Annotated in this window: 13 protein-coding genes and 1 pseudogene; 8 read left to right on the forward strand and 6 right to left on the reverse strand. The window is 45.9% G+C overall.

Annotation, left to right across the window (positions count from 1 at the left end; translation table 11 throughout):
• Window positions 1-88: 88 nt before the first annotated feature.
• Window positions 89-619 (reverse strand): regulatory protein RecX, encoded by a 531-nt coding sequence (locus BV405_RS04020; RefSeq protein WP_086479591.1) that lies wholly within the window; start codon window positions 617-619, stop codon window positions 89-91.
• A gap of 228 nt (window positions 620-847) precedes the next feature.
• Here BV405_RS04020 and BV405_RS04025 point away from each other — a divergent pair, with 228 nt between their 5' ends.
• Together BV405_RS04025 and BV405_RS04030 are read left to right on the forward strand one after the other, a co-directional pair.
• Entirely contained in the window at window positions 848-2194 is a 1347-nt protein-coding gene (locus BV405_RS04025; protein ID WP_086479592.1) for a DUF3137 domain-containing protein, read from the forward strand.
• 135 nt (window positions 2195-2329) lie between these two features.
• Entirely contained in the window at window positions 2330-2902 is a 573-nt protein-coding gene (locus tag BV405_RS04030) for a LemA family protein (protein ID WP_086479593.1), read from the forward strand.
• Between the two features lie 119 nt (window positions 2903-3021).
• On the opposite strand, the pseudogene recA reads toward BV405_RS04030, so the two are convergent.
• Window positions 3022-3885: pseudogene (recA, locus tag BV405_RS04035) on the reverse strand (recombinase RecA); the annotation flags it as partial.
• A 122-nt stretch (window positions 3886-4007) separates the two neighbouring features.
• Here recA and BV405_RS18105 point away from each other — a divergent pair.
• Window positions 4008-4136, forward strand: a complete 129-nt coding sequence (locus BV405_RS18105; RefSeq protein WP_425435129.1) for a transposase — start codon at window positions 4008-4010, stop codon at window positions 4134-4136.
• 697 nt (window positions 4137-4833) lie between these two features.
• Here BV405_RS18105 and BV405_RS04040 read toward each other — a convergent pair.
• Window positions 4834-5760, reverse strand: coding sequence for a LysR substrate-binding domain-containing protein (locus BV405_RS04040; protein ID WP_086479595.1), 927 nt, complete (start codon window positions 5758-5760; stop codon window positions 4834-4836).
• Window positions 5761-5976: 216 nt separating this feature from the next.
• On the opposite strand from BV405_RS04040, the gene BV405_RS04045 reads away from it, so the two are divergent.
• The 4 genes from BV405_RS04045 to BV405_RS04060 all read left to right on the forward strand — a co-directional run bounded on the left by BV405_RS04045 (window position 5977) and on the right by BV405_RS04060 (window position 9972).
• The gene (locus BV405_RS04045; protein ID WP_217895568.1) at window positions 5977-6507 is read left to right on the forward strand and encodes a cupin domain-containing protein; all 531 of its coding nucleotides are present in this window, start codon (window positions 5977-5979) and stop codon (window positions 6505-6507) included.
• Between the two features lie 143 nt (window positions 6508-6650).
• A complete protein-coding gene (locus BV405_RS04050; protein WP_086479596.1) occupies window positions 6651-7754 on the forward strand; it encodes a flavin monoamine oxidase family protein in 1104 nt (367 codons plus the stop codon).
• Window positions 7755-7960: 206 nt separating this feature from the next.
• The gene (locus tag BV405_RS04055; protein WP_086479597.1) at window positions 7961-9211 is read left to right on the forward strand and encodes an MFS transporter; all 1251 of its coding nucleotides are present in this window, start codon (window positions 7961-7963) and stop codon (window positions 9209-9211) included.
• A gap of 134 nt (window positions 9212-9345) precedes the next feature.
• On the forward strand, window positions 9346-9972 hold the full coding sequence (locus BV405_RS04060) for a LysE family translocator (protein ID WP_086479598.1): 627 nt from the start codon (window positions 9346-9348) through the stop codon (window positions 9970-9972).
• Window positions 9973-10627: 655 nt separating this feature from the next.
• Here the strand turns inward: BV405_RS04060 and BV405_RS04065 are convergent.
• Window positions 10628-11545 (reverse strand): GntR family transcriptional regulator, encoded by a 918-nt coding sequence (locus tag BV405_RS04065; protein WP_176330041.1) that lies wholly within the window; start codon window positions 11543-11545, stop codon window positions 10628-10630.
• Window positions 11546-11679: 134 nt separating this feature from the next.
• Here BV405_RS04065 and BV405_RS04070 point away from each other — a divergent pair, with 134 nt between their 5' ends.
• Window positions 11680-12507, forward strand: coding sequence for a hypothetical protein (locus tag BV405_RS04070; protein WP_086479600.1), 828 nt, complete (start codon window positions 11680-11682; stop codon window positions 12505-12507).
• A gap of 40 nt (window positions 12508-12547) precedes the next feature.
• Here the strand turns inward: BV405_RS04070 and BV405_RS04075 are convergent, their stop codons facing one another.
• Together BV405_RS04075 and BV405_RS04080 are read right to left on the reverse strand one after the other, a co-directional pair.
• Window positions 12548-13600, reverse strand: a complete 1053-nt coding sequence (locus BV405_RS04075; protein ID WP_086480129.1) for a lactonase family protein — start codon at window positions 13598-13600, stop codon at window positions 12548-12550.
• A 2-nt stretch (window positions 13601-13602) separates the two neighbouring features.
• Entirely contained in the window at window positions 13603-14376 is a 774-nt protein-coding gene (locus BV405_RS04080; RefSeq protein WP_245832234.1) for an ABC transporter substrate-binding protein, read from the reverse strand.
• Between the last annotated feature and the right edge of the window lies 1 nt (window position 14377).

Consider the following 14377-nt stretch of genomic DNA (forward strand, 5'->3'; position numbering starts at 1 on the left):
AATTAGTCTGATAATGACAAAGATCGGTTTCCGTTACCCCATTTTGAGTGATCGGGGCACAGTTACGGACGCAAACAACCGCAATAGATTAATTAAATGATCCGTGATCGGCATCATCAGGATCGATCTCATCAAGAAAACCCTGCTCATCGAACCGGGCCTGCGCCCAGCGAATGTTGTCACCGGAAAAGCCGCGCTGGTAAAGATGGCGCTGCTGCTTCTGGCGGATCTTAAAGTCCCGGGTTGGCTGTCGGAATTTCTTTTCCAACTGGTTCAAAGCTCTCTCATTCCAGGCCTTGTCCTTCGGATCGATGTATTCCTCGATCAGTAAACTATCCAGCTGATACTGCTGCAGGTACTGACGAATAAACTGCGGGCCATACCCCCGCTCAGTACGGGCACGTACCAGCATCTCGATATAACGCTCATCGCTCTGATAACCCAGCTCCTGCAGCTTCTGAACAACCACATTCAACCATTCGGAACTCTGAGGATTTTCTTTATCCAGCTTGGTGCTTAACTTCTGACGCAGCTCTTTCTCAGCATGATCCCTTCTTGCCAGATACTCCATCGCCATCTGAAAAAGCTCTGATTCTGTTTCTGCCAGTTTTTTTGCCATTACCACTGCCTTTCTGTTTAAGCATTGCCGTCAGGAGTTTTCAAAAATGACGAGCGTGTCATATCTATATAAGAGCTAAAGCACTAAAATTATTGCTCTGACAAATTGTTGTACTTTCAATCACCTACATCAACCGTAGAATGCTTTCGCATAAGCCGACACGGATATTTTCAGGATGATGCACGCTCTGCAGCGCATCACAATAAAGAAAAGAATAAGGACGATTTCATGCGCCATAACCAACAGGTGGCAGACAATATCCGCCAAATCAAGGAACAGGTCGAGGCGTCAAAAAGCCAGGATGATCTGGTTAAGGTTATCGAAGACGTTGCCCAACACCCCGGTCCCCTCGATTACAACGACAACGCCAGCTACGCTCTGGCGGGGCTTCTGTTTTCCACTTTGGTGTACGCCTTTTACAGCCAACTCTTTTCACCGCTTTACTACAGCCTGAGCACAGAAGTTATCGATAACTTCTTCCGCTTTATTATCATCAACAGCTCTGTTTGGGTGCCAGGTCTGATCTCGCTGTACACCGTATTGTGGCTTGATAACAACGGCAAAAAATACTATCTGGATCAGTATATTGAGCAACCTCTCCTGCGCTTTGCCGCTGCAGCTATCGTTCCTACGCTGCTACTGTATCCGATTCAGCTTTGGCACGGGCTCTATTGGGGGCTACTGGACACCATTGGCGAACTTATCGGTCTGGGTTATGAAGCCCCCATTGGCGGCTATGGCATCACAACAGGGATTGTTCTCTTCTTCCTCTGGCGCTATCTGCGCGCCCGAAGCAACTGGCGCAAGCCTGTGTCGAATCGCATCTTCCTGCTGGATACGCTGTTTAACAACGGTATCGATGATATCAGCAGCCAATGTGCGGATCGCTACGGCCAGCTTTACTCCCGTTATGCTGATTTCAAACGCGGAAACGATACCCGCGAGCTGCTTTCGCTGTATCAGGGACACTATAAAGGCGATGTGCATAATTTTGATTTTCAGATCTACCACTTCCATTACGTAGTGAAAACGACACGTACCACAACAGACTCGGACGGTAATACCCGGACCACCACAACCCGCACATCCTATTACCGCCACGGTTTAGTACTGCCCTTCCCTTTTGCTCAGAATCTAACGCTGAGTAATGATGGCGGCGTTAATGGCAATGGCGTGAAATATCAAACCGCCTCAACAGTATTCAATAAAATCTTTAAAGTCCGGGCAGGATCAGAAATGGATGCGGCACGCTTCCTGTCGCCAGCCGTTATTGAAAAGCTCTCAACCCTGAAGGAACAGGTAAGACGACCTGTGGTTGAGTTCAGTTACGATAAACAGCTTTGTCTCTCTTTTGCTGATGATGACCTGATCACCCTTAAGCGCCAACACAGCCTGGAAAATCCATCAGCCTTTGCCGAAGAGATCTCCAGTCATGCTGACCTGAAGAAACTGGATGGCCTGCTGGATCTGATTCACGAGCTGATGCGCTTATCGGATAACAACTTTGCCGATAACACCACGCATACCTTTAACAGTCAGCCTGTGGCGAGTGTTGCAGAGCAGACCTCTGACTAAGTTTGAACTGAGTTTTAAAATTGTCCTGACGGACACAAAACCGATGGAATCTCCACATCACCAATCGGTCACTAACGACACACAAGCCTTAAATGGCACACACGTCTGAAATGACACACTACAGGGAAAGCAATTATGAGCGAAAGCACACTTTTTATTCTGGCCCCCATTGTTCTGATCGGCATCTGGGTGGTCATGACCTACAACGCCATTATCGGTCGTTATAACGCAGTCGATCGCGCCTGGGCCTCGGTTCTGACTCAGGAACGTCAGAAGAACAAGATCATCCCTCATGTTGAACAGCTGGTGGAAGACTACAAGCTGCACGAAGCCTCCGTACTCACGGAAGTCACCAAACTGCGTAGCGCACTGGATCAGCTATCCAGCGGCTCAGTGGACGCTGACCTTCTGGCGCAGGCAGAAAAGCAAACCAATGATCTTTTGATGGGACTACGCGTTGCAGTAGAAGCCTATCCGGAGCTGAAAGCCTCTGATACCTATCTGAAAGTTATGGCGGAGATCTCAGAGCAGCAGGAACAGATCGGCGCAGCAATTCGTATCTTCAACCAGAACGTTGAAGCCTTTAACAACGGTATTCAGATGTTCCCGGGTTCACTGGTCAACGGCATGCTGAATAAGAAGACAGCCATTAAAGCCTTCTCCGACAGCCAAGCGTCAGCAGGTTTTGAGTACAAGCCGAATCTGTAAACCACTTTTACTGAGCTAATCAGCGAAAACCGCTGATCATCAAGCACAAAAAAAGCCGGTTCACTTAGGATGAACCGGCTTTTTCATGTCTTAAGATCTTGCCCGAAGACCGCTAATGCTTATTCAGCATCCTGCAGGTTATCGTCTTTTGCATCCGCTTCCTGCTCCGCTTTAGGAACCGGAGAAGTCAGCAGCATATCGCGCAGCGCGCCGTCGATCTCGTTCATCACTTCTGGGTTATCCAGCAGGAACTGAGCGGCGTTGGCTTTACCCTGACCGATCTTGTTGCCTTTGTAGCTGTACCATGCACCGGCTTTATCAACCAGCTTGTTGGCTACACCCAGATCGATCACTTCACCAGCGTGGTAGATACCCTTGCCGTACATGATCTGGAATTCAGCCTGCTTGAACGGAGGCGATACCTTGTTCTTCACAACCTTAACGCGGGTTTCGTTACCCACAATCTCGTCCCCCTGCTTCACAGAACCGGTACGACGGATATCCAGACGAACAGAAGCGTAGAACTTCAGTGCGTTACCACCGGTTGTGGTTTCAGGGTTACCGAACATAACGCCAATCTTCATACGGATCTGGTTAATAAAGATCACCAGACAGTTAGCGTTTTTGATGTTACCGGTAATTTTACGCAGTGCCTGAGACATCAGACGCGCCTGCAGACCCATGTGGGAATCACCCATTTCACCTTCGATCTCGGCACGTGGTGTCAGTGCCGCTACGGAGTCAACGATAACCACGTCAACCGCGTTAGAACGCACCAGCATATCGGTAATTTCCAGCGCCTGCTCACCAGTATCCGGCTGAGAAACCAGCATATCGTCCAGGTTCACACCCAGCTTCTCAGCATAGATAGGATCCAGCGCGTGCTCAGCATCAACGAAGGCACAGGTTTTACCCATCTTCTGCGCTTCAGCAATCACCTGAAGGGTCAGTGTGGTTTTACCGGAAGATTCAGGACCGTAGATAGAAAACAGATAAGCCTTTTATTCCAAAGTGGTTCTCACACAAAAAAGACCATATTGTTGAGTTCCAATGACCCCATGTACCGATTTATGTGGCAATGCCACCACCTTAGAAGAGGTGTTCAATGGCAAGTCAACGTAGATCTTATTCAACAGAGTGCAAGAAGGAAGCTGCTAGCCTAGTCCTTGATCAGGGATATTCACTGGCCGAGGCGAGCCGTTCACTGGATGTAGGGGGCAATAAAGCAGCTTGAATAAGAACGCAGTGGCATCACCCCAAACAGTAAGGCTCTGAAGCCTGAACAACAGCGTATTCAGGAGTTGGAAGCCAGTGTGAACCGACTAGAGCTGGAGAAGTCGATACTAAAAAAGGCTACCGCTCTCTTGATGGCAGAAGATCTCGGTCGTACGCGCTGATCGATCAATTTGGTCTGCGCAGCCTTTGGTATCAACCGCTCGTATTTTTATAGCTATCGGCAACGGCAGGCACGTATCAATATCAATCGTCCTCGCCTGAGAGCTATAGTTGGCGAGATATTTACTTGTAGTCGAAGCTCTGCTGGCAGTCGCATGGAGATCATCTGCAAAGATGGTATTGAGACTGGTCGCTAAAAGGTTAGTTCGCTGATGCGTGAAGCAGGCTATTGTGTAAGCAATAGGGGGCGCGCAGGTAACGGTGAAGCGAGCTGATATCACTTACTTCCGAACACGGGTCGCTGACACTATCTGGCCGCCGCGAAAATCTCTGTGTTCGCCGAGTTGTCAGTTGGGCGCTATCGAGAAAAGCCGATGTTAACTTGGCGGTGAAAGCATTAGAGATGGATTACAAGCAGCGTGGAAGACTACAAAAGGTTCTGCTCCACTCGGATCAGAGAAATCAGTACAACAAGGGATTAGCTCCTTCATGAGCCGAAGAAAAGCTTCGGCTTTCTGTCCGGAATTAGTGAACCACTAAAACTCAGATGAAGCGCATTCGGTCTCATTTATGATCCATTCTTTAAATGCGTTGAGCTTTTCTGATTTCATATTTTCTTTTTTATAAACAATATAATACCCCAGCTTTGGCTTGAAACTTATTTCCGGGAACAAGCGGATAAGCCTGCCCGACTTAACATCATCCTGCGCCATAACGCTTCTGGCCAAAGCTATACCTCTGCCGTTAGCTGCTGCCTGGAGGACTGCTGCTGAGTTATTAATTGTTATATTTCTTGATGTATCATGTTTAGTCCCACAGGCTTTCAAAAGCCAACGCTCCCATGTAGGAAATTCTATATGCCCATCCATGGATAGATCATGAATTAGGGTAAAGTCTGTGACATCTTTCGGCTCAAATTGAGGGGGCAATCTAGAGAACAGGCCTGGGGAACAGACGGGGTAAACTTCTTCATCCATCAGCTTTTCCGACTCGAGTTCTGGCCAACGCCCTGAACCATAGCGAACACCAATATCGACATGATGAAGGGTGAAATCGATTGGTTTCAAGTTTGTATCTAATCTGAGATCAATGTCAGGGCAGCGCGCTTGAAAACTTTCGAACCTCGGCAGTAACCACGTTGCTGCAAATGCCGGGCTAACAGTAACGGTAAGAATATTTTTATTTTCAGGAGATCGTAGTTTTTCCAAGCCTAAACTTAGCTTATCCAAGCCCATTCTTATATCTGCTAAGGCCCCCATTGTCGCCTCTGTTGGAATCAATCTAACTCGCCCACTATTCCGACGTATAAAGAGAGGGCGACCAATCAAATCTTCAAGCCCCCTTACTATTTGCCCAACTGCTGCTGGAGTTACATTTAGTTCTTCAGCTGCACCCGAAAAACTCTGGTGCCGTGCACTCGCTTCTAAGGCTCGCAATGCGTTTAGATGTGATGGATAAGTCATATTGAAATATTTTCTTTTAAAGGGAAAAACATCTTCTCATTTGAAACCCTCTATTAAAAGAATGAAAATTCAAAGCCACTAAAGGTCTGAAAAGTTTTTCTTTTAAACTAAGAATATCGTTCAGAGTTCCAGACTACGGATGTTTGAGCCTCTTTCCATCAAGGCTCTGTGATCAGTTTAGATTTAGGACCTACCATCCGATTTTCGAGAGGCTTTATGTTAGTCAATACTGATTTTTCCGTTCAGGTCTCAGTAACGCCCGATAAATACGAATGGTCAAGCTCGCCACAGCAAGGTGTGCAACGGGTAATGCTGGATCGCGTTGGTGCTGAAAAGGGTCGTGCAACCAGTATTGTTCGGTTCGAGGAAGGCTCTGGTTTTCCACATCATTCTCACCCTGGAGGGGAGGAAATTTTAGTACTAGATGGCGTTTTTTCTGAATCCGGCAAGTCTTATTCATCAGGGTGGTATTTACGCAACCCACCTGATTCCTCTCATTCTCCTTCCAGTGATTGTGGCGCGACAATTTTTGTAAAGCTCTGGCAGATGGCCGGCAAAAAACAACCCTGTGTTCGCATCAATATTAAAGATAAGAGTAATTGGTATTTCTCTGAAGGCCGTGATACCTGCCCATTGTATAAAGATGACTCGGAAAACGTCCTAATTGAGCGTCTTGCCGCTAATGTTTCTTTATTCAAAGAACCAGTAGTAGGCGCAGAAGTATTAGTCTTAGAGGGATCACTATGAGATGGCTACAGGAAGTACACAAAAGGCAGCTGGCTGAGATTTCCCTCTGGCCAACATCCTTCTCTTAAATCGCACCAGGATGGAGCTACTGTCTACTTGAAATATGGCCGATTTGAAGACCTAACCTCAGTAGCAGGTATTCGATGATAAAAGCGCGTGTAGCCATTATTGGTGGAGGAGTTAGCGGCTTATATGCTGCAATGCTGTTGGAGCAAAAGGGTATTTCGGATTATGTGCTGATTGAAGCCCGTGACTATTTTGGTGGACGCGTACTTTCAGAGCCATCAATGAAGGATCATATTGATTTGGGAGCTACCTGGTTCTGGCCTGCCTTACAACCTGATTTTGCACAAGTTGTTAAAGACTTAGGACTAACATGCACAGAGCAATATCAGACTGGTGATATATTGCTAGAACACACCGGAAAAACTCCCCTTCAAAAAAGCCAAGGTATTGAGTCCGGCCCCAAGGGGTTCAGAATTATAGGCGGAATGGGTTCTATCGCGGCAGCTCTGATAAAGCGTTTGAGGTATGGGCAGCGGGTCCTTAATACTCATGTTACGGGTCTTAAAAAATTTGACCGTTATATTGATATAGAAGCGAAGAACTCGATTAGTGGCTCATCTTCATACCGTGTTGACCAGGTTTTTTTAGCTGTTCCTCCACGGCTCGCTGTACAAAATATTGCCTTCACTCCTGAGCTCCCTTCGAAGTTAAAGCGACAATGGTCGGAGTGCCCCACATGGATGGCTCCTCATGCGAAATATCTTGCTGTGTTCAATTACCCATTCTGGAGAGATGGCGGCCTTTCTGGTGCTGTTAGAAGCTCGAAAGGCCCTCTAATTGAAATCTATGATGCATCAGGTGCTGGCTATGGGGCCTTGTTTGGTTTTGTCGGCCTCCCCCCCCACAAACGTTCAAACATATCTGACGAAGAGATTCAGCGTCATTGCCGTATGCAACTTGCTCGACTTTTTGGAATAGAAGGGAGCTTTCCACTCTGTGAATTTTACAAAGATTGGGCAAGCGATCCGTTTACAGCCGTAGCTGAAGACTTGATTTTTCCAGCTATTTCACCTTCGAAGATTCCTTCTGTCGTGCATGGCGCATGGGAAGACAAGCTTGTAGGTATTGCAAGTGAATGGTCTCCCTTATTCCCTGGTTATTTGGCTGGGGCTGTTGATGCGGCCCAGTTAGGGGTAAACCTCAGAATTGCAGCAGGCAAGCAGTACTCATTAATGAATTAAGGGCAGCTATCGAGCAGATTTTAAATCTCAGCTGTATATCAATACAGATTAGCCAAAGGGAGAAGGCTCAAGATGAAACAGAATAAACATTAAATAGCAAACCAGCCTTACCAAAGGGTTTGGTCTGGAAGCGTCGAATATATGAAGGCTATACCCATGCAAAAGTGCATGTTTAGGCTCTAACTAACGAAAAATCGAGCAATAGAATGTCATCAAATAATACGGTAAATACCGAAACACTTTTATCAGATAGGCAACAAAGAGCGAATATATGGCTCTTAGCAATCGCACAAGCTCTAGCAGGCGCAAACTCAATTGTTGTTTATGCTACAGGATCAATCATCGGCAATATGTTGGCACCATCTCCAGCATTAGCCACCTTACCAATTTCTATTTTCGTTGTTGGGATGGCTGCCAGTATTTTGCCATTTGGGTTTATAGCCAGCCGATATGGTCGCCAAGCATCATTTATCCTAGGAACAGGTGCAGGAGTACTAACGGGCATCCTATCTCTGGCCGCAATTTTACAAGGGTGGTTTTGGCTGTTCTGCCTGGCAACTTTCTTCGGAGGGGCTTACGCAGCTGTCGTTCTTACTTACCGTTTTGCTGTTGCAGATGGCGTTCAACCTGAACGAAGAGCAAGAGCATTATCACTTGTTATGGCTGGCGGGATTGCCGCCGGGATCATTGGTCCACAGCTTGTAACCTGGACAATGTATTTGTGGATGCCAAGCGTATTTGCAGCCACGTTTGTTATCCAATCATTAGTGGCGGCTTTATCGGCACTGCTCCTCTTAGGAGTTAAGCTTCCTAAACCATCCGTCAATGACAACAAATTGCCTTATGAGGGACGTCCACTGCCAGAAATTGCCATGCAGCCACGCTTTATTGCTGCAGCGTTATGTGGCGCTGTTTCTTACATGGTAATGAACTTTTTAATGACAGCAGCACCACTAGCAATGCATTTATGTGGTCACTCACAGGAGTCAGCAAACCTAGGATTACAATGGCATGTTCTAGCTATGTATGGCCCTAGCTTTTTTACAGGAAACTTAATTGAAAAGTTTGGGCCCCTCCGCATTGCAATACTCGGTCTTATCCTCACCGCTCTGTCTGCCGGGGTTGGATTGATCGGGGCTGAAGTTGATCATTTCTGGTGGATGCTAATTATTCTTGGCCTAGGATGGAACTTTGGATTTTTAGGCGCTTCTGCATTGGTGCTGGAATGCCACCAACCAGAAGAGAAAACGCGTGTTCAAGCACTGAATGATTTTATCGTTTTTGGAGTAATGGCACTTGGGTCTTTCTCTTCAGGCGGGATACTAAGTGCTTTTGGTTGGAATTCTGTACTTTGGGTTTCCTTTGTTCCCGTGCTGTTAGCAGCCCTATTTTTTGTGATAGCCCAAAGCCGATCAAGACAAGCTACCCACCATAAATCAACAAGCCTTATAGAATAAATTTCGCTGCGAGCCACTTGAGGTGCAGGCTAAACATAGGCATTCAAGGGAAAGGGGAGTATATTCCTCCTCTCTTCTTATGGTTCAGTGAATTACGCGGAGCCGCATATTTTTTGCATTGGCTGGAGGTTTATATGCTTGGTATTCAAAGCTTTGAAACTTTTTTGGTTGCTAGCATTATTTTAAATCTGATACCCGGCCCAGACACGTTTTACATACTGGGTAGAAGTTTGGCTCAAGGACGGTCAGTCGGCGTTGCATCTGCCCTAGGAATCTCTGGCGGTGCATTGGTTCACACCTTTGCTGCCGCATTCGGGCTTTCGGCCTTGATTACCGCATCAGCAACTGCCTTTATGATTGTCAAACTCGCGGGAGCTGCCTATCTGATTTACTTGGGAATCAAGATGATTCTGAACAGTAAATCGAGCCCTTTGGAACCAACATCTTTTGAAACCACAGGTGCATTCTCTGCATTTAAGCAAGGGTTGGTGACAAATACGCTCAACCCTAAGGTAGCGATGTTCTTTCTAGCATTTCTTCCTCAGTTTATTTCTGAGGATGCCAATTCAGCTCTTGTAAGCTTTCTAGCACTTGGGGCTACCTTTGTCACAACGAGTACCATTTGGTGCGTACTTCTTGCTTGGTCGGCGGCCATCTTCAGTAAAAACCTTCGTGAGAAACCGAACTATCTTTCTGCATTAAACAAAGGAACGGGAATTCTTTTTGTAGGACTAGGCACCAAGCTAGCAATAGATAAGTAGGGTGTATGAATACAAGAATTGAAACCGTATACAGTCTGATACCCAACCCTAAACCATGCTTGATTATTACGCCCAGCTTACATGTGTAATTCTTCATACTAGAAAGCAAAAGAGCGATTCAAATGAACGATCTATTACTCTAGGCCAGTGTCTTTGTGGGTTCAGCAATTCCAGTGCTTGAAGTTTGAATTGCTGTCCCATTGGGTGTCATTGCTGGATTGCCATGGGTGCTAGCAAAAAGATAGTAATGTTTTGGTTTACCTTGTCACTGCTTGACTGTTCATTATTATTTGGTTTTTTAGCATCACTAGGGCTAACTCAAATTGGATCCGGAGAACAACTCCCTTTTCTGTAATCCATCAGAAAAAAGTGAATCGACCAACCAGTTACTGCTTTTGAAAGCAGATCGAGCACCACAGCCAAGTAAAATCAGCCTTCGTGAGTTTAGATATACGTAATGGCTGATAACAAGCGTTGATTAGGCAGGTCTAAAGAAAAATCTCGATTGAATTGTTGATTTGCACCGAAATATGCCTCTCCCCCTCATATTTTCATTAAATTTTAAACCATGTAAAAGCGGGGGAATTACAATGTTAGATGCAAATACTGGGTTACTTTTAAGTGAAAACCAACAATCCAGCTCAAATAGAGGTGATTAACCGAGCTTTTCGACGGTCTCATCCCAAGTTCGGGTTTTATCTGCTTTTCTGTTGAGAGCTTTGCTCAAATGTTGGCGAAGCTTGAATGAAGCGTCAACGACACTGCCTTGCTCCAACATATCAAGTATTTCCAAGTGCTCAGAACAATTGACAACCAATCTTTCGCGATTAATCTGTGCTTTATATTCCATAAGTTTGCGCATTTTATTGACACGCTGAAGAGCCATCAAAAAATAGGGGTTACCTGATAATTTGATAAGCTCTTCATGAAAGGATGCGCCGTACTCCAAAATTGCTTCATCCGGAATGGATCCCATTTCCGAGTCAAGAATCATGTTTTGAATGTCACGCTGTTGATTGATAACTTTTCTATCAAGCTTAAAGGTTGGCTCCATCAATGCCGCTGGCTCTATAGCTATGCGAAACCGATAAAGTTCACTAAACGACTCGGTTGTTTTCGCTACGGGCAATAAAGTCCATCCGTAGCCGGGGTTTCGTTCAGCCCAACCCTCCCGTGTAGCGCGGTTAAGAAGCGATACCGCTTTTACCTTGGCCCAACCATAACGCTCCCTAACAAACTGCTCTGTTACCGTCGAAGGAATTGAATCGGTTAGCCAGTCATTTGCGAGAAGCTGATAATCATCTATTTCAGTCGAAACGCGACTTTCCATCCATCCTTGAGCGCAATCGGGTAAGCTTTGAACGACAAAGAAACCTTTGTTAGGAATACGTTCTACCAGCGAATTTTTTTCAAGCTCCATCAGTGCATTACGAACAGGCGTACGAGATACTCTATATTCTTCTGAGATTGTTTTAGCGTTCAGTCGCTCTCCTAAAGAACGCCGCCCGGACAAAATCTCCTGCGCGATTTGTTTGGATAGCCTGCCGGTTACACCTGTTAGTCGCTCGGTCACCTGAATACCTCTTTCTCTCATGTAAACAGAAAGATCAAACTGTTTTTATGTTTACAGAAATGCAATAATCACTGGAAGATTATAACCTAAGTCTGACAGAAAAAATAAAATAACGTATTAAATGTAAATAGTTAATGCTCACTCAAGTAATCATTCTGGATGAGAAATTGCACATACCACCGTCAAATCAAGACAAAATCATTAGATCTGCTCAATTCATCGCTGATCGATGGCATACAGGCAACTTGGAAACGGAACTGCCTAACGACCTGCTACCTAACTCATTAAACGAGGGGTATTCGATTCAAAATGAGCTTGTTCGGCAACTCGATCTGACGATCCTTGGCTGGAAGCTCGCTGCCGCAAGCGATAATCAAATTGCTCAGTCCAATTTGCCTCGTGGGTTGGTAGGTAGGCTATTCCGAGAACGCTCATACCAGGCGGGAGACATAATCCAAACTCCGACAACCGGAGCTTTGACTATTGAGTGTGAGGTAGGTCTTCGTCTCTCTCGCGACATACATCCCCATGAGGCACTACCCATCGATAATCGACTAATTGATGAGGTCACCATTAATTTTGAAATCGTGAGATCGCGCTTCGTTGATCGCCGAGCAATTGGCTGGCCTAGTTTTGTTGCAGACAATGCTGCGTTTGAAGCGATTGTCATCGGTGACCGGCTATCAACTGAAATCACCGATGAACTTTTGATATCACTCCAGCGAGAATGTTTCGTTGAGCTTGATGGTAACAACGTATCGTCGCCGCTTGTGGGTAAAAATGGAATTAACCCAATGACATCTCTTCGCTATTTGATCGATCATGCTCGGGAACAAAATTTATCGCTGCTTAAAGGACAGAGGGTTACCACAGGTGCCTTTTGCAAGCCTTTCGACATACCGGGTCGAGAGCATGAAATCCGACTAAATTACCCTAACTACTCGCTCGAATTTTCAATCTAAATTTTTAAAAAAACCCGGTGCTTACACCGGGTATATCATTCTAATCAGCAAATATCATACAGACAGGACTACCAGTTTCGAATTCAATAGCCGTATTTGACAATCGTCCATCTGATGGATCAACCGAGAATCCAACAATAGTGTCGCTGTCTTCGTTGAGGGCGTACATCCATCGACCCGATGGATCCAGGGTAAAGAATCGGGGAGTTTTTCCTTGGCTTTCCATCGTCTGAATCAAGGTAAGGCGTCCGGTTTCCGGGCTAATAGACATGACTGCTATTGAGTCTTCGCCGCGATTACTGGCATAAAGTGCCTTACCCGTTTTGTCGATTTGAATACTGGAGGCACGGCTATCCTGAGTAAATGTGTCTGCGAGGCAACTGATAACTTGGAAGGCACTCATTTTGCCAGTATTACCATCAAACGAATAGCTGGTGACGGTCGAGTCTAACTCGTTGATCACGTATGCGTATGGCTTTAATGGGTGAAACACTATGTTGCGAGGCCCTGCCGTTTCGCGTGTAACTGCCTCTGTCATCTCCTCTGCAACCAAACGACCTTCCTTAAAAGGGAAAGAAAATACTTTATTTAAACCCTTATCTGGAACGACTACGAACTGACCCGAAGGATCAAAGGGATTGAAGTGTGGCTTCGGAAACGGTTGTTCCTTGCGATGAGGGCCAGGTTCTCCTTCCAGTTTTACCAGTTGTCGTAGCGGACCAATTTTTCCTTCGTCATCGATAGGCAGTACGGCTAACGAACTCGTGATATGGTTCGAGACAACAAGTGAGTCCTCGTCAGGCGATAAAGCCAGATGAACGGGATTATTACCTTGGGTTGACTCAGTATTAAGATGGCTCAACCGCCCTGAAGAGGAATCAATCTTAAAAGCACTAACTTCTGATCCATCACCATGTACCGTGTAGAGACGGGTACGATTACAATTCAACGTCAGAAACGAGGGGTTGGTAAGTCCACCCATCAGCTCTACTAGCTGGAGTGCACCTGTTTGACCGTCGATGCTAACAACACTGATACCCTCACCGCGTGCGTTACGCTCTTTTGTAGTTCGACACCCAATATATGCAAACATCATCAAATTCCTACTAATGGAGCGACTTTTGCACCCTGAATACTGTGTTTAGCGAGAGATCGTTTGACAAAACCGCTTGATTTCATGGTCTCAACAAACATGCTTAGATAACTTGCAGCTAAATCTCCCCGACTTTTTGGAGCTCCCATTGCCTGTCGAATTGTCATAAAGTTGCCCGGTAACATTCGATGTCCAGGAAAACGTAATAGATCACCTTCCAATTGCTGCGTCACACCCGCAGCAACCTCGCAACCAAGGTCTAAGAATGTATCGACTACGGTCGGAGATGTTTGCGCTCGCTCTATACTGGCGAACTTTAGTTCACGTGTAAGGTATAGGTCATAAGCGCTACCACGACCTACGACAACTCGATTACCAGCACGGTCCACGTCACTTAACGTTTTAATCGGTGAGTCGTCGGCTACGAGATAACTGCCAGTGATCAAGACGTAAGGCTCTGTGAAACTTAGCTTTTCACCCCTAAGAGGATCAATCGCGAAAAAACCAAAATCAGCTTGTTCCGCAGCAACTGCTTCGACCGACTTGCCCGCTGCATTAAACACGACTAATTCAAGCTCCAGGCCTAATCGATTAGCAAATTCTGTTGCTAGATCAACAGACACTCCATACAGTTCACCTGTGTCATCTGATCGATTGGCCAGAATCGGATTACCTAGATTGATTGAAGCTCTAAGCTTCCCAGTCGGCGCAAAAACTCGTTGTAGTTTTTCCAAATCCAGCATATCTGAATCCAAAACATCATTATCCTGGAACATG

The sequence above is a fragment of the Oceanospirillum sanctuarii genome, from assembly GCF_002150805.1.
GTDB classification, from domain to species: Bacteria; Pseudomonadota; Gammaproteobacteria; order Pseudomonadales; family Halomonadaceae; genus Oceanospirillum; species Oceanospirillum sanctuarii.